Source organism: Pengzhenrongella sp. (assembly GCF_036565025.1).
Classification (GTDB): domain Bacteria; phylum Actinomycetota; class Actinomycetes; order Actinomycetales; family Cellulomonadaceae; genus Pengzhenrongella.
Genome location: NZ_DATCNW010000131.1, coordinates 20,645 through 40,149, shown reverse-complemented (window position 1 = coordinate 40,149; position 19,505 = coordinate 20,645). Strand labels below are relative to the sequence as shown.

The following is a 19,505-nucleotide window of genomic DNA, read 5'->3' as shown; positions in this document are numbered from 1 at the left end:
ACCTTCCCAAAACTGGATCGCTCCCGCTCGGGGCGGGCCCGCACGCAATGGACGTAACTTGAGGTCCACGCAGGCGGGATCCAGAGGAGGATCCCCGCTCGGGGGCGACTGGCAGGGGGTCCTAAGTTACGACCATTGCGCCCAGACCGCGCACGACGCGGTCCTCGATCGGATGCAGAGTCGGGGCGTTCAGCGTGCCTGGCTAAGGGTCTTCACCGGGAACCGAAGAGGTCGACGGTTCTACGAGAAACTCGACTGGCACCCGACCGGTGCCCGCACCGACAGTACGTCCCCGCCATACCCAGAGCTCTTGCGCTACGAACGCGACGTCGAGCGGAATGCCCAGGGGTGAATCCAAGATTCGGTGATTCGCCACGCGCGCTCTCACAGCCGCGTTGGCGGCGTGTTCCCGGCCAGCGATCGGCGCTCGGAACACTCTGGCTCGACCCACAGCGTCGAGAGGACTTGTCGGTGATCCCGCGCGGTGGCCGCGACGTGCTTTCGTACCCGCCGCGAATCGTCTTGGCGTCGGTGTGGGTCGCTACCGCGAGGCCGTGCAACGAGGGTGTTCCTGGTGTTCCCCCAACGTCCGGCCCAGTCTTCTGACCCGACCTGTCACCCTTGTCAGCCGTACTCAGGCCGTGGTGATCCGGAACGACTTGAGCTTGCGGTAGAGCGAGGACCGGGCGATGCCCAGCGCGGCGGCCGCCTGGACCCGGTTGCCGTCCGTGTCGTGCAGCGCGGCGACGATCAGGTCCCGTTCCACCGACTCGAGCACGGACAGCCGGCGCTGGGCGCCGCCGTAGCAGTAGCCGGGGAGGTCCTCGTTCTGGATCTCCCCGACGGGGCGCTTCCGGAGCGCGGAGACGAGCGCCTCGCTGAGCTGGCGGATGTTCCGCGGCCAGCTGTACCCGGCGACGACCCGCAGCGCCGACGCGCTGAGGGTGACCCCCTGCCGGCCGGCCAGGTGGGCGAGCAGCCCCGCCACGAGGCCGGGCAGGTCCTCCATCCGGTGGCGCAGCGGCGGCACCGTGACGACCGTCTGAAAACATGCCAGGAGATCGCCGAAGTCGCAGTCGAGGTCCAGCTGCCCCGCGAGGAGGGTGGCGGCGACGCTGACCGGTCGATCGCTGGCCGCCGCCGCCCGGAGGAGCTCGGTGAGGCCGTCCCGGGCGTCCGCACCGAGCTGGTCGATGTTCGTGAAGACGAAAAGGGTGCGCACGGAGACCTCGCCCAGGCCGTCCTGCAGGTCGCGGTAGCTCAGCCGGCCCTTGTCCTGGGAGGTGACGACGACGATCTTGCCGTCCGGTGCGACGCGCCGGAACAGGTCCCCGATCAGCGTCAGCTTCCCGGCCCCGGTCTCGCCCATCACGAGCAGGGGCCGGCTCGAGGTGACGGCGTCCACGATCCCGGCGCACGCGCGCCGCCACAGCGGGGAGCTCCCGTCGTGGTCCGTCGCGAGCGCGGTCATGGCCCGGGTCGGCGACGCCGGCGCCCGGTCGGGTGCGTGGTGGGCCGGGACGGGAGCCGCCGCGCCCTGCCCCGACACCGCCTCGGACAGGATGTCGACCGCGACGACGATCCCGACGACGTCGTTCCCGACGACGACCCGGGTGCCGCGCAGCTGCACGACCTTCCCCGACGCGAGCTCGATGGTGTCGGCAGGCTTGCCGCGATCGGTCATCAGGTACCGCGCGTGGTCCTGGAGCGTGCGCTGCTCGGCCGGGTCGAACAGCTGCTGGGCAGCGGCGTTGCTCATCACCGCGGGCGCCCCGATCGCCAGCACGGCGCCGCGCCGTCGGGCGTCGAGCCGGACGAACGCCTCGAACAGGGCCTGTTGGCGTTGGCTGCGGTCGAGCAGCAGGTTGTGCTCGATGTCCCGGGCGGCGGACCGCACCAGGGCATGCAGCAGCGGGTTGGAGTGCTCGCTCAGGCACGAGATGTCGAGCACGCCCTCCACCCGGCCGGAGAACGGTGCGCGGATCGGGCTGCCCGCGCAGTCGAACGGTTGCAGGTGCTCGGTGAAGTGCTCGGGCCCCACGATGCACAGCGAGGCACCGGACTCGAAGACGGTGCCGATGCCGTTGGTGCCCACGGAGCTCTCCGCGAACCCGAACCCCGGGGCGAGGAGGATGCGGTCGAACTTCGTGCCGATCGCCTTGTCGGTGTCGGTCCGGCTGAGGATCGTCGCGCGGTGGTCGGTGAGCACGATGCTCAGGGACAGGTCGGCCGTCTCGTCCCGCAGCCGGGCGATGACCGGCTCCGAACACCGCACCAGGCGCCCGACCACGTCGATGTCGTCGTGGAACTGGGCCCGGCTCATCGCGACGTCCACCCCGGCCGACCGCGACCGCCGCCACGAGGCGGCCACGACGTCGGTGACCGCCTCGGTCCGTGGGCTCCGGTGGCTCAGGAAGTCGGTGCGTGCCTCCGCGATCAGGGATCTGCGCTGAGTGACCTGCGACATCTCGACTCCTTCGTCTGAGCCAGGGTACGTGTGCGGCCTGTGGGTGGTTCCTGGGCGTGCCCCGGGCCCCTCACTCGCCGAGGTGCAGGAGCAGCGCGTCCCCCTGACCGCCGCCGCCGCACAGCGCGACGGCGGCCCGGCCGGACCCGCGGCGCGCGAGCTCGTGCGCCATGTGCACCACGAGCCGGGCGCCCGAGGCGCCGATGGGGTGCCCGAGCGCGATGGCGCCGCCGTGGATGTTGACGACGTCGGCCGGCAGGCCCAGCTCGGCGGCCGACTGGACCGACACCGCGGCGAACGCCTCATTCAGCTCGACCAGGTCGAGCTGGTCGGCCGTCCACCCGGCCCGGACGAGCGCGGCCCTGATCGCGCGGGCCGGTTGGGAGTGCAGGGAGTTGTCGGGGCCGGCGACCTGCCCGGCGGCCCCGAGCACCGCGAGCGGGCGCAGGCCGTGTGCCTGCGCGTACGCGCGGCTGGTCAGCACGACGGCGGCCGCACCATCGGTCAGCGGCGAGGCGTTGCCCGCCGTGATGGTGCCGTCCGGGGCGAACGCCGGCTTCAGGCGCGCGAGGGTCGCGGCCGTCGTGTCCGGCCGGATCCCCTCGTCGGTGCGCACCACGACCGGCGCACCGCGTCGCTGCGGCACGGTGACCTCGGCGATCTCGGCGTCGAACGCGCCCGCGGCCCACGCGGCCGCTGCGCGCTGGTGGGACCGGGCCGCGAACTGGTCCTGGACCTCGCGCGACAGGTCGAGCAGCTTGTTGTGGCGCTCGGTGGACACGCCCATCACCTCGTGGTCGAACGCGTCGGTCAGGGCGTCGTGGTCGGCATGGTCGAGCGCGCCCACTGCGCCGTACCGCCACCCGGTGCGCGCTCCGGGCAGCAGGTACGGGGCGTTGGTCATCGACTCCTGGCCCCCGGCGACCACGACGTGGGCGTCGCCGAGCCGGATCATCCGCGCGCCCTCGATGATCGCCGCGAGCCCGGACAGGCACACCTTGTTCACCGTGGTCGCCGGCACGTCCCAGCCGATCCCGGCGCCGATCGACGTCTGGCGGGCCGGGTTCTGCCCGGCGCCCGCCTGGAGCCCCTGGCCGAGCACGACGGCGTCGACCGCGGCCGGGTCGAGCCCGGACCGCTCGAGCGCCGCCCGCACGGCGACGGACCCGAGCTGGACGGCGGTCATCGAGGCCAGCGCGCCGGAGATCCGGCCCTGCGGGGTGCGGGCGGCGGAGACGATGACGACCTCGGGGAGGTTCACAGTGCCACCGCCCCGGCGGTCACGCGCAGATCCGCGTCGAGGGCCAGCTCGGGCTCGGTCGCGTCGCGGACCTCCTGCACTCCGACCCCGGGCGCCAGTTCGCGCAGCACGAGCCCGCCGGGCGTCACGTCGATCACCGCGAGGTCCGTGATGATCCGGTCGACCACCCCGCGTCCGGTCAGCGGCAGCGAGCATCGCGTGACGATCTTCGGCGACCCGTCCCGGGTGCGGTGCTCCATCAGCACGATCACCCTGGCCGCCCCGTGCACGAGGTCCATCGCGCCGCCGGGGCCCTTGACCATCTTTCCCGGGATCATCCAGTTCGCGAGGTCGCCGCCGCGGGACACCTGCATCCCGCCGAGGATCGCCGCCTCGATCTTGCCGCCGCGGATCATGCCGAAGCTGAGCGCCGAGTCGAAGAACGCGGCGCCGGGCAGCACGGTCACGGTCTCCTTGCCGGCGTTGATCAGGTCGGGGTCCACCTCGTCGTCGGTCGGGTACGGCCCGACGCCGAGGATCCCGTTCTCGGACTGCAGCGTCACGTGCAGGTGGGCGGGCACGTAGCTCGGGACGAGGGTCGGCAGGCCGATCCCCAGGTTGACGTGCGAGCCGTCGACCAGCTCCAGCGCGGCACGCGCCGCCATCTGCTCGCGGGTCCAGGGCATGTCAGGCCTTCCTGTTCGAGTCGTCGTCGGTCCGCACGGTGCGGACGGTGCGACGTTCGATGCGTTTGGCGACGTCGGGGCCGAGTTCCACGACCCGGTGCACATACACCCCGGGCAGGTGGACCTCGTCGGGGTCGATCTCGCCCGGCTCGACGAGCTGCTCGACCTGCGCGATCGTGATCCGCCCGGCCATCGCGGCGAGCGGGGAGAAGTTCCGGGCGGAGCGGTGGAACACGAGGTTGCCCGCGCGGTCCCCGCGCTGGGCGTGCACCAGGGCGAAGTCGGTGGTGATGGCCTCCTCCAGGACGTGCTCGCGCTCGACGCCGCGGACGGCGAAGCTACGCACCTCCTTGGGCGGGGACGCGAGCGCCACGCCACCGGCGCCGTCGTACCGGCGGGGCAGTCCGCCCTCGGCGACCTGGGTGCCGACCCCCGTCTGGGTCCAGAACGCCGCGATGCCCGAGCCGCCCGCGCGCAGCTTCTCGGCGAGCGTCCCCTGCGGGGTGAGCTCGAGCTGGAGTTCGCCGGAGAGGAACTGGCGCTCGAACTCCTTGTTCTCTCCGACGTACGACGACGTCATGGAGCGGATCCGGCCCGCGCGCAGCAGGACCCCGAGGCCCCAGTCGTCGACGCCGCAGTTGTTGCTGACGATCGACAGGTCGCGCGCGCCGCCGGCGAGGAGCGCCTCGATCAGGGCGATCGGGTTGCCGCACAGCCCGAAGCCGCCGACGGCGAGGCTCGATCCGTCCGTGATGTCGGCGACCGCCTCGGCGGCGGACGTGAAGACCTTGTCGATCCGGCTCATGGATACCTCAATCGGTGCTCGTGTCGCGGACTCCGGCCGCCCCGACGGGCCCGCCCGGGCACGTGGCGTGCCTGGTGGACCGCGGCGGTGACGGCGACGATGCCGCGACCTGGTGGGGACGATGGGTGATGTGGGAGCGCCGCGGCGTGGGGTGGGCCGCGGATTCGAGCGTGCCACGCGTCGCGGGCGGCGATGTGTCCCAGTTCGGGACACGGTTGGGTCCCGCGGCGGTCCCTTCTAGACTCGGCGCCGTGCCTCTTCCCCTTCGCCGCGAGCTTGCCGGCCTCATCCCTTACGGCGCGCCCCAGCTGGACGTGCCGGTGCGCCTCAACGTCAACGAGAACCCCCACCCCCTGGCCGACGACGTCGTGGCGGACATCGCCGCCGACGTCGCCGTCGCGGCGCGGGGCCTGAACCGCTACCCGGACCGCGACTTCCTCGCGCTGCGCGAGGACCTCGCGGCCTATCTGCTCGCCGAGTCCGGGGTCGCCCTGGTGCCCGAGCAGATCTGGGCCGCGAACGGGTCGAACGAGGTGATGCTGCACCTGCTGCAGGCCTTCGGCGGCCCTGGGCGGACGGTGCTCTCCTTCGCGCCGACCTACTCGATGTACCCCGAGTACGCGCGCGACACCTCGACCACCTGGTTCGCCGGACAGCGCGCCGAGGACTTCACGCTGGACCCCGACGTCGCCGTGGCCGCGATCGAGGTCCGGGCGCCGTCCGTCGTGCTGCTCGCGAGCCCGAACAACCCCACCGGGACGGTGCTGCCGACGTCGACCATCGAGACGGTGCTCAAGGCCGCCGCGGACGTGCCCGGCGGCTGCGTCGTGGTGGTGGACGAGGCGTACGGCGAGTTCCGGCGCGCGGGGGTGCCCTCGGCGCTCGAGCTGCTCGGGACGTACCCGCACCTCGCCGTCAGCCGGACGATGTCCAAGGCGTTCGGCCTGGCGGGGGCCCGGGTGGGCTACCTCGCCGCCGCGCCCGAGCTTATCGACGCGCTGCGGGTGGTCCGGCTGCCGTACCACCTGTCCGGGGTGACCCAGGCGGTGGCGCGGGCCGCGCTGCGGCACGCGCCCGCGCTGATGGCGCAGGTCGGCTCGCTGCGCGACGAGCGCGACGCGACGGTGACGTGGTTGCGCGAGCGGGGCCTGAAGGTCGCAGACACGGACGCCAACTTCGTGCTGTTCGGGACGTTCGACGACCGGCACGCCATCTGGCAGGGTCTGCTCGACCGCGGGGTGCTGATCCGCGAGGTCGGGCCCGAGGGGTGGCTGCGGGTGTCGATCGGTACCGAGCAGGAGATGATGGCGTTCCGGAACGCATTGGTGGAGGTGGCAGCGCTGTGAGCACAGCGAACGAGGCCGGCGCTGTGAGTGCACGGTCCGCACGGATCGAACGGGCGACGTCGGAGTCGAGCGTGCTCGTCGAGCTCGACCTGGACGGCACCGGGCGCACGGACATCTCGACGTCGGTGCCCTTCTACGACCACATGCTCACCGCGCTCGGTAAGCACTCCCTGATCGACCTCACCGTGCGGGCGACCGGCGACACGCACATCGACGTGCACCACACGGTCGAGGATGTCGCGATCGCGATCGGCGAGGCGCTGCGCGTGGCGCTCGGCGACAAGTCCGGGATCTCACGGTTCGGGGACGCGCTCGTGCCGCTCGACGAGGCGCTCGCCCAGGCGGTCGTGGACGTGTCCGGCCGGCCGTACCTCGTGCACACCGGCGAGCCGGCCGGGCAGGAGTACCACCTCATCGGCGGCCACTTCACCGGCTCGCTCACGCGGCACGTGTTCGAGTCGATCGCGCACCACGCCGGGATCTGCCTGCACATCCGGGTCCTGTCCGGTCGCGACCCGCACCACATCGTGGAGGCGCAGTTCAAGGCGCTGGCCCGGGCGCTGCGCGCCGCGGTCGCGCCGGACGCCCGCGTGGTCGGTATCCCGTCGACGAAGGGCGCCCTGTGAGCAGCGTGCCCGACGACGCGTCCGCCCTGCTGGGCGAGGTCAGCGTCGCGATCATCCTCACCCCCGTCGCGAACGCCGAGGCGCTCGCGGCCACCTGCGCGATCGCGAAGATCAAGCTCGACGCCGTGCCGTCGCGGGTCGGCGCGTTCGGGGTCTGCAAGGCGACCGACGCCGACGCGCCCGCGCTCGCGGCCGGGTCAGTCTCGCGGCTGCTGCGGGGCGTGCCGATCGTGCTGCTCCAGCGCCGCGAGGGGCAGATCTCCGCGTCCCGCTGGCTCGACGGCGAACAGGGCGACGACCTCGCACCGGGGCTGGTGCTGAGCGACGCGCCGGAGGTACTCGAGGACCTGCTGATCGGCGCGACGACGGTCGGCGAGGTCGAGGGTGTGGTGTCGAGCGTCGGGATGTCCAGGCTCAAGGCGATGAAGGTCCTGGCAACCGCAGCCCGCGCCAACCGCAAGGCCTGAGCTCGGTTCCCGAGGCGTTCCGAGCGCGCGAGATCGCCCATTCGACGCGAGTTCGCCGGGGACGCGAACCCGCCGAACTCGGCTCAACAGGGCGAACTCGCGGGTGGGGGAGCTGCGGGCGACGCTTCGCGCGCCGTCGGGCATGGGCGGGCCTCTGTGCAGCCCTCTGTGCAGCGAACGCGCACCCTGGGTGCACTTTGGCTGCACAGAGGGCTGCACCGAGGGCTGCACTGACGCGTCGACCCGCTGCGCTGACCTGTCTGGCGACGCCGGCGCTCGGGTGCCGACGCCGGGCCGCACGGGGATGTCTCGTGCGAGCAGTCGGCCGGCGGCCGCCGCCCGACGTTGGTCGCCGGCGAGTTCGTCGTTTCCACGCGAGTTCGCCGGTCGAGCCCTCTGTGTCAGCCCGGCGAACTCGCACTGAACCGATGAACTCGCCGCCAGCAGTTCCCGCTCGGGCGTCTGAGCTCACGCGAGTGCGGGACTTTGGCTGTCAAAATCGCCCGAGAGGCAGCCGAAGTCCCGCACTCGCGGGGCTCGCCGTGGATCGCGAGTCGCGGAGCCGGTCCGATCGGAGCGTGTTGACGGTCCGTCCGGAGCGGGTCACTTCCGCGGCGATGCCGATAGCGTGAACCCGTGCCCGTAGCCCCGCCGTGGTCGGCGCGCGGATGGGACGGTGGCGGTTACCCGCGACACCCGACGCGCCGGTGGGCGCTGCCCCCGGTCATCGTGCTCAGCGCGATCACCGTCGCTGGGACGGCCATCTCCGGCCTGCGGCAGCACCCCGTCCACCCGCTCGACGTCGTCGGGATCCTGCTGCTGCTCGTCACGCCGGGCGCGCTGCTCGTCGTTCGACGCCGGGGTGCCGTCGCGATCGCCGCGACCGTCGCCGCCGTCGGCGCGGCCGCCGGGTACGTCGCGCTCGGATACCCGTGGGGGCCGTTCTTCCTGCCGCTGATCGCGCTGGTCGGGGTGCTCGCCTCGACCGGGCAGCGCTGGCTCGGGCGGTCCGCCGCGGTGGGCGCGCTGGTGGCCGTGCTCGGCGCGGTGCAGGTGCGCGGCGAGCAGCCGGGAATCGTGCTGGTGACCGTCGCGGTCGCGTGGCTCGCGGTGGCGCTCACCGTCGGGGAGGCGTCCCTGGGGCGGCGCGAACGGTTCCAGGAGATGCGGGCCGCCCGGTTCGCGCGCGAGCAGACGGCCGTCGCGGCCGAGCGGCTGCGGATCGCCCAGGAGCTGCACGACGTGCTCGGGCACTCGCTGTCCGCGATCAACGTGCAGGCCGGGGTCGGGCTGCACCTGATGGACCGCGACCCGGAGCAGGCGCGCTCGGCGCTGGCCTCGATCAAGGCGTCGAGCGGGCAGGCGCTGGACGAGGTGCGCGCCGTGCTCGGCGTGCTGCGCGCGGAGGGCGAGGCCCCGCCGCGCGCCCCGGCCGAGGCGTCGCTGACCTCGCTCGGCACGGTTCTCGAGGCGGCCCGGGCCGGTGGCCTCGACGTCGACGCGGACCTGTCCGCCATCGCGGACGCGGCCGCCCGGGCGTCGGGCGACGTCGGGCGGACGGTGCACCGCCTCGTCCAGGAGGCGCTCACCAACGTCCGCCGGCACTCGAGCGCGACCTCGGCGCGCGTCACGCTCGCCGTCGAGCCCGCCGGCCTCGAGGTCGTGGTGCACGACGACGGCCCGGCTCGCGTGCCGGCCGCGTCGCCCGGGTTCGGGCTGCTCGGCATGGGCGAGCGGGTCGAGGCGGCGGGCGGGCGGCTCGCCGTCGGGCCCGATCCGGCCGGCGGATTCACCGTGCGCGCCTGGCTGCCGCTGCGGGCCGCGCCGTGATCCGGGTGATCGTGGCCGACGACCAGGCGCTCGTCCGGGCCGGTTTCCGCGCCCTGCTCGACGCCGAGGACGACATCACCGTGGTCGCCGAGGCGGGGACCGGTGCCGAAGCCGTGCGCCGCACCCTGGAGCTGCTGCCCGACGTCATCCTGATGGACATCCGCATGCCCGGCCTGGACGGCCTGGCCGCGACCCGGCAGATCGTCGCGGACCCGAGGGCGCACGCGGTGCACGTCGTCGTGGTGACCACGTTCGAGCTCGACGAGTACGTGATCGAGGCGATCCGGGCCGGCGCGAGCGGGTTCCTGGTGAAGGACACCGAGCCGGCGGACCTGCTGCGGGCCGTGCGGGTGGCCACCGCGGGCGACGCGCTGCTGTCGCCGACGGTGACCCGCCGGCTGCTGGCCCGGGTCGCCGAGGCCACCCGCGACGTCGTGCCGGTGCGCGGGGTCGAGGACTTCACGCCGCGTGAGCGTGAGGTGTTCGTGCTGGTGGGGGAGGGGCTCTCGAACGATGAGATCGGGCAGCGGATGTTCCTCAGCCCGCTCACCGTCAAGACCCACGTGCTGCGCGCGATGGCCAAGACCGGCGCCCGGGACCGGGCCCAGCTGGTCGTGGCGGCCTACGAGTCGGGCATCGTGCGGCCCCGCTGGGCGACGTAGCACCGCCGATCTCGAGCCGAAAGCCCGCGCGAACGGCCGCGGACGCTCCGCGCGCAGCGGTACGAACGCTCCGCCCGGAGGACGACGCCGACCGGCCCCGTCACCAACGATGAATAGGTGCGGCCGACAGGCCGCGGACATCGTTATCGGAGGTTCCTCATGCTTGTTGTCACCCTCGCCGCCGCAGCCCCGGCGCACGTCGTCTACGGCTGGGGCCCGGGCCCCTGGTTCCTGATCTTCCCGTTGTTCTGGCTGCTCGCGATCGCCGCGATCCTGATCACGGTCTCCCGCCGCCGCCGGGCCTGGCACGGCGCGGGACCGTGGGGCGGCCCGTCGCAGGGCCACGGCGGTCCGTGGGCGGGGTCGAGCCGTTCGGCCCGAGCCGTCCTCGCCGAGCGCTTCGCTCGCGGCGAGATCGACGAGGCGGAGTACCGCGCCCGGCTCGAGGTCCTGATCGCGGCCGAGCCTCCGCGTCAGCCGTAGTTCGGCAGCGGCTGCCCGGCATCGGACGCCGGCGCGGCCGCCATGGGGGCCAAAAACCCCGATTCGGCGCATCTGGGACTAGCGTTGGGTCCGTTATGCGCCGATAGCCCACCCACAGTGGTCCGTTGGCGGCCGCTCGGCGAAAGGGCGGGTCATGGTGGAGGGCCAAGAACAACGCGGACCAGTTCTGGAAACGTGGGGGGGGGGGTGGTGGTGGGGGCACCGGACCCCTTCGGAGCCGGTGCCGACAGATGGGACGACGCCTCTGGTGCGAGTGTGAGTTGTTCGTTATTTTGGCAGCGTCTCCCGGGCCGCGGCTGACATGACGACCCCGGCGACCATCCTCATCGTCGATGACGAGAACCAGAACCGCCGACTGCTCCAGACCCTGCTCGGACCCGAGGGATACACCACGCGTACGGCCGCCAGCGGCATGGAAGCCCTCGCGCGCATCGCGGAGAACCCGCCGGACCTGATCCTGCTGGACGTCATGATGCCCGGGATCGACGGGCGGCAGGTGGCCGCCGCACTCAAGGCCGACCCGGCGACCCGCAACATCCCGATCATCATCGTGACGGCACAGTCCGACCGCGAGGACCGGTTGGCGGCGCTGGCTGCGGGGGCGGAGGACTTCCTCACGAAGCCCATCGACCGGGCCGAGCTGTGGCTTCGGGTGCGTAACCTGCTGCGGCTGAAGGAGCTCGGCGACCTGCTCGAGAACCACCGGGCGACACTGGAGGCGCAGGTGCAGGCGCGCACCGCGGACCTGCAGCGCTTCCGGACGGCGCTGGATGCCACGGGCGACGCGATCCTCCTCGTGAACCGCGCCACCATGCGGTTCATCGAGGTCAACGCGACCGCGACGCAGATGCTGGGCTACTCCCGCGAGGAGCTGCTCGACCTCGGCCCGGCAGACCTGGAACCGGGGTCAGATGATCAGCTGGAGGCCCTGTACGGCACGATCATCGCGGGTCGACGGCCCACCGAGTCGACCGAGACGGCGCGCCGAAAGAACGGCTCCACCCTCCCCGTCGAGGTCCACCGCCACGCCCCGCGCACCGGAGCCGACCCGACCACGATCGTCGTCGTCCTGCGCGACATCACCGCGCGAGAAGAGGTGCTGGCGGGCCGCGCGGCAGCCCTGGCGAACCTCCGTGCGACCGTGGACTCCCTGCTGGATCCCCATGTCCTGCTGAACTCGGTCCGCGACGCGACCGGGCAGATCGTGGACTTCGTGCACGCCGACGCCAATCCGGCGGCGTGTGCCTTCAATCGCGTGACCTACCGGGACCTGATCGGGGCCCGGCTGCTCGACCTGAGTCCCGGCCACGAGGCGGGCCTGCTGGAGTCCTACCGGCACGTCGTCGAGAGCGGTGAACCCCTCGTGCTCGACGACGTCGCTTTCGCCCGGGCTGTCCCGGGGGGCGGCGCCGAGCACCGTTACGACCTTCGCGCCGCGCGAGCCGGCGACGGGCTGACGCTCACCTGGAGGGACGTCACCGACCGGCATGCCGCCAAGGCGCGGCAGGACCAGTTCCTCTCGCACGTCTCGCACGAGCTGAGATCACCGCTGACGGTCGTGCACCAGTTCGTTTCGCTGCTGGCCGACGGTGTCGGCGGCCCGCTGACCGGGGACCAGGACGAGTTGCTCACGGTGGCGATGCGCAACGTCGGGCAGCTCGAGGTCATGATCGACGATCTGCTCGAGGTGAGCCGGGCCGAGAGCGGCCGGACGGTGGTCGACTGCCGCGCGTTGGCGCTGGGCGACGTGCTCACCGAGGCCACGGCGGGCTGCATCTGGACCGCGAAGAGGCACCACATCACCTTGAGCCTGGAGTACGGCGACCTGCCGCCGGTGTTCGCCGACCCGGATCGGGTTCGAGAGGTACTCACCAATCTGCTCGACAACGCACTGAAGTTCACGCCACGGGGCGGGCAGATCCTGGTCGAGGCGGTTCAGCAGGACGGCTACGTTCGCGTGAGCGTGCGCGACACCGGTCGCGGCATTGCTCCGCAGGACGCCGAACACATCTTCGAGCAGTTCTTCCAGGTCGACCACAACGGCGAGGAGAGCCGAAACGGTCTCGGTCTCGGCCTGTTCATCTGCCAGGACCTGATCGAACGGCAGGGCGGCGAGATCTGGGCTTGCAGCACCCCCGGCGGCGGCACCACCATGACCTTCACCCTCCCGGTCCATGCCCTGCACGAACAGACGATCCGTAGGTGATGATGATGAGCAGCAAGCCAGAGATCCCGGTGCTCGGAGACGACGACGCCGCTCAGAATGGCTTCGGGGCAGGTCAGCCTGACCGGGGGGAACTGGTCGGTTTGGGTTGGTGCTCGCAATGACGATCGAGGACGTGGGTAGCCACAAGCCGCTCAAGACGCGAGAGGCACTGTTGGGCGCGATTTCCAGCAGCGCGTACTTCTGGCAGATGGCGACCGACGAAGAGGGCGTCATCCAGATCTTCAACGTGGGCGCCGAGCGGATGCTCGGGTACGCGGCCGCCGACGTCGTGAACACGCTCACTCCCGCGGACATCTCCGACCCCCAGGAACTCATCAAACGAGCCGCCGAGCTCAGTGCCGAGGCGGACACCCCGATCGCGCCCGGATTTGAGGCCCTCGTCTTCAAGGCCAAACGCGGTATCGAGGACATCTACGAGCTCACCTACGTCCGCAAGGACGGCTACCGCTTCCCGGCCATCGTCTCGGTGACCGCGCTCCGCGACGAGCAGGACACCATCATCGGCTACCTGCTGATCGGCACCGACAACACCGCCGGCAAGGCCAGCGGTGCGTTGTCGGGTGCCATCTACAACAGCGCGTACTTCTGGCAGATGGCGACCGACGAACAGGGCGTCATCCAGATCTTCAACGTGGGCGCCGAGCGGATGCTCGGGTACGCGGCCGCCGACGTCGTGAACAAGCTCACTCCCGCGGACATCTCCGACCCCCAGGAACTCATCAAACGAGCCGCCGAGCTCAGCGCCGAGGCGGACACCCCGATCGCACCCGGATTCGAGGCCCTCGTCTTCAAGGCCAAACGCGGTATCGAGGACACCTACGAGCTCACCTACGTCCGCAAGGACGGCTACCGCTTCCCGGCCATCGTCTCGGTGACCGCGCTCCGCGACGAGCAGGACACCATCATCGGCTACCTGCTGATCGGCACCGACAACACCGCCGGCAAGGAGATCGAGAAGGCCCGGGCGCTCCTGGATCAGCATTTGCGGGAGCAGCAGTTCTACACGCGCTCGCTGATCGAGTCCAACGTCGATGCGCTGATGACGACCGACCCCCAGGGCATCATCACCGACGTCAACCAGCAGATGATGACCCTGACCGGGCGCACCCGCGCCGAGCTGATCGGTACCCCGTGCCGGGACTTCTTCACCGACCCGGCCCGGGCCGACGCTGCCATCGCGCGGGTGCTCGCGGAGCGCAAGGTGAGCGACTACGAGCTGACGGTCCGCGCCCGCGATGGCGAGGAGACCTACGTGTCATACAACGCGACCACGATCCACGACCAGCACGACAGTCTGTTGGGCGTGTTCGCCGCCGCACGCGACGTGACCGACCGCCGACGAATCGAGCGCACGCTGCTGGAGAAGAACATCGAGCTGGAGCACGCGAGCCGGATGAAGTCGGAGTTCCTGGCGACGATGTCGCACGAGCTGCGTACGCCCCTGAACTCGGTGATCGGGTTCTCCGAGGCCCTGCGCGACGGCATCCTGGGCGAGCTGACCGAGAGCCAGCAGGAGTACGTCGGAGACATCTTCACCAGCGGCCACCACCTGCTCTCGCTGATCAACGACATCCTGGACCTCTCCAAGATCGAGGCCGGGATGATGAACCTCGAGCTGGAGGAGGCGGAGGTGAGCACGCTCCTGTCCAGCTCCCTGGCCATCGTGCGCGAGAGCGCGGCGACGCGGCGTATCGGTCTCGACCTCGAGCTGGACGAGGGCCTCGGCGTCACCGATCTGGACGTGCGCAAGACCAAGCAGATCGTCTACAACCTGCTCTCCAACGCGGTGAAGTTCTCCAACGAGGGTGGTCGCGTCTCGCTGCGCGCCCGGCGCGTCCCGCGACGCTCTGTCGGCATGCTGGACGGCCCGTGGCCCGTGCACAGCTTCGCGCTGGCCGGCAACGAGTTCAGCGACTTCCTGGAGGTCCGCGTGACCGATGGCGGCATCGGCATCTCCGAGGAGAACATGACCAAGCTGTTCCAGGCGTTCACCCAGATCGACTCCGGCCTGGCGCGCAAGTTCGAGGGCACCGGCCTGGGCCTGGCGATGGTCAAGCAGATGACGGAACTCCTCGGCGGCAGCGTGGCCGTGGCCAGCAAACCGGGCCAAGGGACGTGCTTCGCGGCCTGGATACCCCTTCGAATGGGCAGCCGGCCCGCCTCGGTCGAGCACCGCACCGTCCACGTGGAGACGGGCTCAGCACTTGAGTCCAGGGCGCTCGTCGCACTCGTGGTCGAGGACGACGACATCGCCGCGGACCTGGTGCACACCCTGCTCGAGGCCGAGGGCTTCACCGTCCTGCGCGCCCGCAGCGCCGAGGAGGCGCTCCAGCTGGCGCCGCAGAGGGGCCTCGACCTCATCGCCCTGAACATCCAGCTGCCGGGGATCGACGGGTGGGAGTTTCTTGCCGAAATCCATCAGGTCACCGCCCTGAGCCACGTGCCGGTCGTCATCATCTCCGGCACGTCCGACGGTCGACTGGTGGCGCTGGACGCAGGCGCGGCCGCCGTCCTGCAGAAGCCGATCACCCGCATCGAGCTCAGGATGACGCTGGCCGAGCTGGGCTTCCACGACATGCGGAACGAGACCCGCACCGTGCTGGTCGTGGACGACGATCCCAAAATGGTGGAGCAGATCGCCGCGTACCTACCCAGCCCCGCCTACGCGACGGTGCGTGCCTACGGAGGACAAGAGGCCATCGTCCTGGCGACGCGGCTGAGGCCCGATCTCATCGTGCTCGACCTGGTCATGCCAGAGGTGAACGGGTTCGATGTAGTCCATGCACTGAAATCCGAGCTCGGCACGGCCAGCATCCCGATCCTGATCGTCACAGTCAAGGACATCACAGCACGGGACCGTCAGGCCTTTGACGATGCGCCGAGTCGCGTCGTCCGCATCCTCGAGAAGGCCGGGTTCAACCGCGACGACTTCATGGCCGAGGTCCGGCGCGCCCTGGCGAAGCACTAGAGGGCGCATCAGATGGCCACGGTGCTAGTCGTCGAGGACCACCCGGCGAACATGAGGCTGACCACGCTGCTCCTGCACAGCGCCGGTCACAGCGTGCTGTGCGCGATCGACGCGGAGACGGGGCTGCGGCTGGCGCGCGGAGAGCATCCCGACCTGATCCTCATGGACATCCAGTTGCCGGGCATAGACGGCCTTGCAGCGACAACGCTGCTGAAGCATGACCCCGCCACGGCGTCGATCCCGATCATCGCTCTGAGCGCGCTGGCGATGAAGGCGGACGAGGAACGCAGCCGGAGCGCCGGTTGTGACGCGTATCTCGTCAAGCCCCTGCGGTACAAGGAGCTCTACGCGGCCGTGGAACGCCTTCTGCCGGAGCGCGAGCCGCCCGCCACACAGGGAGCGTCTCCCGTGCCGCGGCTGACATGAAGGACCCGGCCACCATCCTCATCGTCGATGACGAGATCCGGAACCGTCGGCTGCTCCAGGCCCTGCTCGGACCCGAGGGGTACAACACGCCGATGGCCGCCACCGGCACCGAAGCGCTGGCGCGCATCGCGGAGAATCCGCCGGACCTGATCCTGCTGGACGCCATGATGCCCGGGATCGACGGGCGGCAGGTGGCCGCCGCAGTCAAGGCCGACCCGGCGACCCGCAACATCCCGATCATCATGGTGACGGCACGGACCGACCGCGAGGCACGTCTGCTGGCGCTGGCCGCGGGGGCGGAGGACTTCCTCACGAAGCCCATCGACCGGGCCGAGCTGTGGCTTCGCGTGCGCAACCTCCTGCGGCTGAAGGAGCTCGGCGACCAGCTCGAGAACCACCGGGCGACGCTCGAGGCAGAGGTACAAGCGCGCACCGCGGACCTGCAGCGCTTCCGGACGGCGCTGGATGCCACGGGCGACGCGATCCTCCTCGTCGACCGCACCACCATGCGGTTCGTCGAGGTCAACACGACCGCGACCCAGATGCTGGGCTACTCCCGCGAGGAGCTGCTCGAGCTCGGCCCGGCGGAGGTGAAGTCACTTTCGCGCGATGAGCTCGAGGCCCTGTACGACACGATCATCGCGGGTCAACGGCCCACCGAGTCGACCGAGACAGCGCGCCGAAAAGACGGTTCCACCGTCCCGGTCGAGGTCCACCGGCATGCTCAGCGCACCGGAACCGACTCGATCCTCATCGTCGTCGTCCTGCGCGACATCACCGAACGCGCCGAGACGGAGATCCGTCTGCGGCACCTGGCTCACTACGACGCCCTCACCGGCCTGCCGAACCGCGCCCTGTTCTACGAGACGCTCACCAAAGCCCTGGCTCATGCCGCGCCCCTCGGGCAGACCATCGCCGTCTTCTTCCTGGACCTCGACGGCTTCAAGAAGGTCAACGACACCCACGGCCACGCGATCGGCGACGAGCTCCTGGTCCAGGTCAGCGACCGGCTGATCAGCTGTGTGCGGGTCCGCGACACCGTGGGGCGGCTCGGTGGGGATGAGTTCGGGATGATCCTGGCGATGCACGACCGCCACGATGCGACCGTCGTCGCCACAAAGATCCGCACGGCCTTGCAGGAGCCCTTCCAGCTGCTGGGCCATGACGTGACGGTGACCGCCAGTGTCGGCATCACGCTGCACCCCGACGACGCGACCGACGCCGAGACCCTCATCAGGTACGCCGACACGGCCATGTACAAGGCGAAGCAGGCGGGGCGCGATACCTTCCGGTTCTTCACCAGTGAGATGAACATCGAGGTGTTGCGTCGCCTCGAGCTGGAGACCGCACTGCGGCAGGCGGTCAAGAACGGCGAGTTCGTCCTGCACTACCAGCCGAAGGTGCAGCTCAGAGGTGGCCACGTGGTCGGCCTGGAAGCGTTGCTGCGATGGAACAGGCCGGGCCGCGGACTGGTCCTGCCGGACGATTTCGTCTACGCGCTCGAGGAGTCCGGCCTCATCTCCGACGTCGGCCGCTGGGTCATCGCCGCAGCATGCGAACAGATCAGGGACTGGATACGGCGGGGGATCGGCCCGTTCCAGGTATCCGTGAACGTCTCGCCGCGCCAGTTCGTCAACGGTGATCTGGAGGCTGACGTCCTGCGCGCGCTGGAAACCTCTGAGGTACCGGCCGGGCTGCTCGAGCTGGAGATGACCGAGACCTCGCTGATGACGAACACCGACCGCACGATCGCGATCCTGCGGAACCTGAAGTCCGCCGGCGTGCAGATCTCCATCGACGACTTCGGGACGGGCTACTCCAGCCTCGCCTATCTGCGCCGGTTCCCGATCGACAAGCTCAAGATCGACGGCAGCTTCATCCGCGAGGTCACCCACAGCACGGACGACGATGCCATCACCTTGGCGATCATCCGAATAGGCCACAGCCTCGACCTGGAGGTGATCGCCGAAGGCGTCGAGACCGCTCCTCAGCTGGAGTACCTGCGACGCCACGAGTGCGACCAGGTCCAGGGCTACTACTTCAGTCCCCCGCTGCCCGCGGCGGAGCTCGAGCGGCTGCTGCTTGCCCAGACCATCCTGCCGGCGCCCGACGATTAGGGCGGGTCTCAGGTCGAAGCCGGGCGGTCAGCGGTAACAGAGGGCTAGTTTGCAGCGAAGAGCTCTCAGCCCCGGCGCGCCGACCCTAGCGCGACAGCTCGGACTCGGTCCCGGCGATGATGACCCGCACGCCGTGCTCGAACATCGCCGGGCCGTTGGGGAAGGCGCCGTCCGTCAGGTTCCGGAGGAAGGGCGAGTCCTCGCCGCGCCTGAGCAGGGCGGCCAGTCCGGTGAACGCCGCTTCACCGTCGCGTCCCTGCGGCGGCCCCATGCCGGCCGCCATGGACGACGAAGTCGGCCATGGCGTCGAGCAGTTCCTGCTTGTTGCGAAGGTGCCAGTAGAGCGCCGGAGACTTCACGCCGAGCCTGCCCGCCAGCAGGCGGACGGTGAGCCCGTCGATGCCGACCTCGTCCAGCACGTCGAGGCACATGGCGACGATGGACGCCCGAGTGAGGGGAGCGCGGTCGTCGCCGGCCACCATCGCCGACGAGGTCCTGGACGTCGTCGCGATCGCCCGGGCGATCGCCGAGCCGATGATCGTCGTCGGGCATTCCTCGGGCGGCGTCGTTGCTCTCGAGGCGCTGGTTGCTCTGCCGGCGGCATTCGCCGGCGCCGTGATTCACGAGGCGCCGGTCGTGACCGACCTTCCGCTCGGCTCGGTCGAGGCGAACGCCGCGCTGCAGGCCGCGAGCGATGCGGGCAAGCCCGGCAGAGCGATCCAGATCTTCACTCGCGACATCGTCCGGATTCCGGCGTCGCAGGCCTGGCTGATCCGGGGATTCCTGCTGTTCGCGCGGACGCTCCGCCGCCGCATGCCGCGCCAGGTGGACGACACCCTCGCGATCCGCGACCTCGGCGACCGGCTGGAGCAGTACGCGGCGATCGAGATGCCGGTGCTGCTGCTCGGCGGTGAAAAGTCGCCCGCGCATCTCGGTGCCCGACTCGATTCGCTCGAGGACACCCTTCCGACCTCGGAGCGGGTGACGATGAAGGGCCAGGGCCACAGCGCCAACGTCGCCGCGCCCGCGGAGGTCGCCAGCACCATCGCCGAGTTCGTGGCGCGGGCGTTCAACACCGCGCGGAGCTAGCACGAAATTCCCGGGAGGTTTGGCCGAGGGCGGCGGTCGGTAGGG

Annotated in this window: 17 protein-coding genes; 11 read left to right on the top strand and 6 right to left on the bottom strand. The window is 70.7% G+C overall.

The window, feature by feature from the left end; translation table 11 throughout:
• Window positions 1-634: 634 nt before the first annotated feature.
• From VIM26_RS07430 to VIM26_RS07415, 4 genes are all read right to left on the bottom strand, one after another.
• Window positions 635-2,467 (bottom strand): sigma-54-dependent Fis family transcriptional regulator, encoded by a 1,833-nt coding sequence (locus VIM26_RS07430; RefSeq protein ID WP_331949715.1) that lies wholly within the window; start codon window positions 2,465-2,467, stop codon window positions 635-637.
• Between the two features lie 70 nt (window positions 2,468-2,537).
• Window positions 2,538-3,728 carry an acetyl-CoA C-acetyltransferase gene (locus VIM26_RS07425; protein WP_331949713.1) on the bottom strand — a complete coding sequence of 397 codons (1,191 nt, stop codon included), beginning with the start codon at window positions 3,726-3,728 and terminating at the stop codon, window positions 2,538-2,540.
• The gene (locus tag VIM26_RS07420; protein ID WP_331949712.1) at window positions 3,725-4,393 is read right to left on the bottom strand and encodes a 3-oxoacid CoA-transferase subunit B; all 669 of its coding nucleotides are present in this window, start codon (window positions 4,391-4,393) and stop codon (window positions 3,725-3,727) included. The genes VIM26_RS07425 and VIM26_RS07420 overlap by 4 nt, the downstream gene beginning before the upstream one ends.
• Window position 4,394: 1 nt before the next feature.
• Window positions 4,395-5,198, bottom strand: coding sequence for a CoA transferase subunit A (locus tag VIM26_RS07415; protein ID WP_331949711.1), 804 nt, complete (start codon window positions 5,196-5,198; stop codon window positions 4,395-4,397).
• A gap of 251 nt (window positions 5,199-5,449) precedes the next feature.
• On the opposite strand from VIM26_RS07415, the gene VIM26_RS07410 reads away from it, so the two are divergent.
• The 10 genes from VIM26_RS07410 to VIM26_RS07365 all read left to right on the top strand — a co-directional run bounded on the left by VIM26_RS07410 (window position 5,450) and on the right by VIM26_RS07365 (window position 18,371).
• Entirely contained in the window at window positions 5,450-6,544 is a 1,095-nt protein-coding gene (locus VIM26_RS07410; RefSeq protein WP_331949710.1) for a histidinol-phosphate transaminase, read from the top strand.
• The gene (gene hisB, locus VIM26_RS07405) at window positions 6,541-7,170 is read left to right on the top strand and encodes an imidazoleglycerol-phosphate dehydratase HisB (RefSeq protein WP_331949709.1); all 630 of its coding nucleotides are present in this window, start codon (window positions 6,541-6,543) and stop codon (window positions 7,168-7,170) included. Before VIM26_RS07410 ends, hisB begins: the two co-directional genes overlap by 4 nt.
• A complete protein-coding gene (locus tag VIM26_RS07400) occupies window positions 7,167-7,637 on the top strand; it encodes a hypothetical protein (RefSeq protein ID WP_331949708.1) in 471 nt (156 codons plus the stop codon). The genes hisB and VIM26_RS07400 overlap by 4 nt, the downstream gene beginning before the upstream one ends.
• Window positions 7,638-8,273: 636 nt before the next feature.
• A complete protein-coding gene (locus VIM26_RS07395) occupies window positions 8,274-9,467 on the top strand; it encodes a sensor histidine kinase (RefSeq protein WP_331949707.1) in 1,194 nt (397 codons plus the stop codon).
• Complete coding sequence (locus VIM26_RS07390; RefSeq protein ID WP_331949706.1) at window positions 9,464-10,129, top strand: response regulator transcription factor; 666 nt, start codon at window positions 9,464-9,466, stop codon at window positions 10,127-10,129. The genes VIM26_RS07395 and VIM26_RS07390 overlap by 4 nt, the downstream gene beginning before the upstream one ends.
• A 159-nt stretch (window positions 10,130-10,288) precedes the next feature.
• Window positions 10,289-10,612: an SHOCT domain-containing protein gene (locus VIM26_RS07385; protein WP_331949705.1), complete on the top strand. Its 324-nt coding sequence runs from the start codon at window positions 10,289-10,291 to the stop codon at window positions 10,610-10,612.
• Window positions 10,613-10,934: 322 nt separating this feature from the next.
• Window positions 10,935-12,839: an ATP-binding protein gene (locus tag VIM26_RS07380; protein ID WP_331949704.1), complete on the top strand. Its 1,905-nt coding sequence runs from the start codon at window positions 10,935-10,937 to the stop codon at window positions 12,837-12,839.
• 118 nt (window positions 12,840-12,957) lie between these two features.
• The gene (locus VIM26_RS07375) at window positions 12,958-15,828 is read left to right on the top strand and encodes a PAS domain-containing protein (RefSeq protein ID WP_331949703.1); all 2,871 of its coding nucleotides are present in this window, start codon (window positions 12,958-12,960) and stop codon (window positions 15,826-15,828) included.
• Window positions 15,829-15,840: 12 nt separating this feature from the next.
• Window positions 15,841-16,254 carry a response regulator gene (locus VIM26_RS07370; protein WP_331949702.1) on the top strand — a complete coding sequence of 138 codons (414 nt, stop codon included), beginning with the start codon at window positions 15,841-15,843 and terminating at the stop codon, window positions 16,252-16,254.
• Window positions 16,251-18,371 carry an EAL domain-containing response regulator gene (locus tag VIM26_RS07365; RefSeq protein WP_331949701.1) on the top strand — a complete coding sequence of 707 codons (2,121 nt, stop codon included), beginning with the start codon at window positions 16,251-16,253 and terminating at the stop codon, window positions 18,369-18,371. Before VIM26_RS07370 ends, VIM26_RS07365 begins: the two co-directional genes overlap by 4 nt.
• Window positions 18,372-18,456: 85 nt before the next feature.
• Here the strand turns inward: VIM26_RS07365 and VIM26_RS07360 are convergent, their stop codons facing one another.
• A complete protein-coding gene (locus VIM26_RS07360) occupies window positions 18,457-18,642 on the bottom strand; it encodes a hypothetical protein (protein ID WP_331949700.1) in 186 nt (61 codons plus the stop codon).
• Entirely contained in the window at window positions 18,614-18,853 is a 240-nt protein-coding gene (locus tag VIM26_RS07355; protein ID WP_331949699.1) for a TetR family transcriptional regulator, read from the bottom strand. Before VIM26_RS07355 ends, VIM26_RS07360 begins: the two co-directional genes overlap by 29 nt.
• Here VIM26_RS07355 and VIM26_RS07350 point away from each other — a divergent pair.
• Window positions 18,771-19,460, top strand: coding sequence for an alpha/beta hydrolase (locus VIM26_RS07350; protein ID WP_331949698.1), 690 nt, complete (start codon window positions 18,771-18,773; stop codon window positions 19,458-19,460). The two genes, VIM26_RS07355 and VIM26_RS07350, sit on opposite strands and share 83 nt — an antisense overlap.
• Window positions 19,461-19,505: the final 45 nt, after the last annotated feature.

Bases quoted from the DNA above. Each gene is read 5' to 3' on its own strand.
- VIM26_RS07430 (WP_331949715.1), bottom strand. From the start codon at position 2,467: ATGTCGCAGGTCACTCAGCGCAGATCCCTGATCGCGGAGGCACGCACC.
- VIM26_RS07420 (WP_331949712.1), bottom strand. From the start codon at position 4,393: ATGCCCTGGACCCGCGAGCAGATGGCGGCGCGTGCCGCGCTGGAGCTG.
- VIM26_RS07415 (WP_331949711.1), bottom strand. From the start codon at position 5,198: ATGAGCCGGATCGACAAGGTCTTCACGTCCGCCGCCGAGGCGGTCGCC.
- VIM26_RS07385 (WP_331949705.1), top strand. From the start codon at position 10,289: ATGCTTGTTGTCACCCTCGCCGCCGCAGCCCCGGCGCACGTCGTCTAC.
- VIM26_RS07380 (WP_331949704.1), top strand. From the start codon at position 10,935: ATGACGACCCCGGCGACCATCCTCATCGTCGATGACGAGAACCAGAAC.
- VIM26_RS07375 (WP_331949703.1), top strand. From the start codon at position 12,958: ATGACGATCGAGGACGTGGGTAGCCACAAGCCGCTCAAGACGCGAGAG.
- VIM26_RS07370 (WP_331949702.1), top strand. From the start codon at position 15,841: ATGGCCACGGTGCTAGTCGTCGAGGACCACCCGGCGAACATGAGGCTG.
- VIM26_RS07365 (WP_331949701.1), top strand. From the start codon at position 16,251: ATGAAGGACCCGGCCACCATCCTCATCGTCGATGACGAGATCCGGAAC.
- VIM26_RS07360 (WP_331949700.1), bottom strand. From the start codon at position 18,642: ATGGGGCCGCCGCAGGGACGCGACGGTGAAGCGGCGTTCACCGGACTG.
- VIM26_RS07350 (WP_331949698.1), top strand. From the start codon at position 18,771: ATGCCGACCTCGTCCAGCACGTCGAGGCACATGGCGACGATGGACGCC.
- VIM26_RS07355 (WP_331949699.1), bottom strand. From the start codon at position 18,853: ATGGTGGCCGGCGACGACCGCGCTCCCCTCACTCGGGCGTCCATCGTC.